We start from the raw sequence: 1,273 nt of genomic DNA, 5'->3' as shown, positions 1-1,273 counted from the left end.
TGCGTAGTGGCGTGGCACAGCTAATTTGGTGCATTAGATTCTAGGTCTTCATCAAGTTCAAATACAGGATATAGGTGTTTAAGTTTGACTCGTGCATCTTCGGTAGTAAATCGCCAAACGACCTTGGCTGAACTACTGTTGCGCTCTTGTTGCCATGCATCAAGTTCATTCTTTAGTTCCTCAACCGTGGCAATCCGACGGTCAAGACATTGCTGAGACAGTACTGATAGCTCAGTTTCCGCTACATTAAGCCAACTACCATTGCGTGGCGTGTGAATCAACGACCGTCGCCGTGCCAAACTGTGGGCTTCAGAGGCGGGAAAAGTCTTGTAAAAAGAGGAGATGTTATGGATATTGAGGTTGTCGCACAGCAAGCGCACAATGTGATCATCAGGATAGTCAATATCGAGTAATTGCTTGACTTCCATAGCCCAGTCGGAGCTGGTGCGGTTGTCGCGACAACTGACTCGTCGCCAACCTCGGCTGGGGTCAAAAAACCTAAATAGGGCTTGGACTCCTTCACGGGTGTAGTGATAGTCTTCTTTGGCATTTACTCCTGGCTGCATCGGAATCGGTTCGTACAAGTGACCATGTAACTCCTTGCTGGCTTCATCCATGCAGATTAAGGGGATTTCTGGATTTTCAGGACAGGTATAGTGGTCTAGAACTACTTCCATTTCGGCTACAAATCTTGGCAAATCTCGTTCTGGAATACAGAATCTCTGAGTTTTCCAGGGACGCAATTTGTTTTTTTTAGGGTTCGTCTCACTGTTTCCCTAGAAATTTCCGTGACGATTGTGCGTCGCTTGAGTTCTGTAGTTAAGAGTCTCAAACTCCAATTCCCTCTCCCTTGGGGTGGCTCACTGCAACAAAGGGCAATAATTTGAGCTTCTGTTTCTCCATCCACAATCGGCTCTACTGGTGGTTTCCTTCTGAGTTTTCTCTCTAACGCTGGCACTACTCCTTTTTCTAAGAATTTTTTTCGCACTCGACCCACTGTATTGCGATGGAGATTGAGTGCTAAGGCAATTTCGTTATCTGTCCATTTCCGCTTTGCTTCCCCTCCTTCGTCTGACATCAACAGTATTTGAGCATGAAGTATTTTTTTGGCTGGGGCGTATCCATTGTTGCTTATGACTTCCAGCCTTTTTCTCTGTTCTCGACTCAGAATCACCTTGTCTCGTTTTCCTCTTCCCATACTTTCCGCCTCAGTTATCCTATTTCTATTGCACTATTTTAGCTGTGCCACGCCAGTAGGGTGCGTTAGGGGCGG

The 1,273-nt window shown here is 46.3% G+C and carries 1 protein-coding gene; it reads right to left on the bottom strand.

Annotated elements, in window-relative coordinates:
• Positions 1-20: 20 nt before the first annotated feature.
• Positions 21-1,198, bottom strand: a protein-coding gene (locus F6K64_RS38020) for an IS630 family transposase (RefSeq protein WP_287257315.1) whose coding sequence is annotated in 2 segments (ribosomal slippage) — positions 21-757 and positions 757-1,198 — 1,179 coding nt in all. Because the reading frame shifts where the segments join, the coding sequence is not laid out codon by codon here.
• Between the last annotated feature and the right edge of the window lie 75 nt (positions 1,199-1,273).

Origin of the sequence: Moorena sp. SIO3A2, from assembly GCF_010672265.1 — a bacterium.
GTDB lineage: Bacteria > Cyanobacteriota > Cyanobacteriia > Cyanobacteriales > Coleofasciculaceae > Moorena > Moorena producens.
This window is presented reverse-complemented; position numbering and strand designations above follow the sequence as displayed.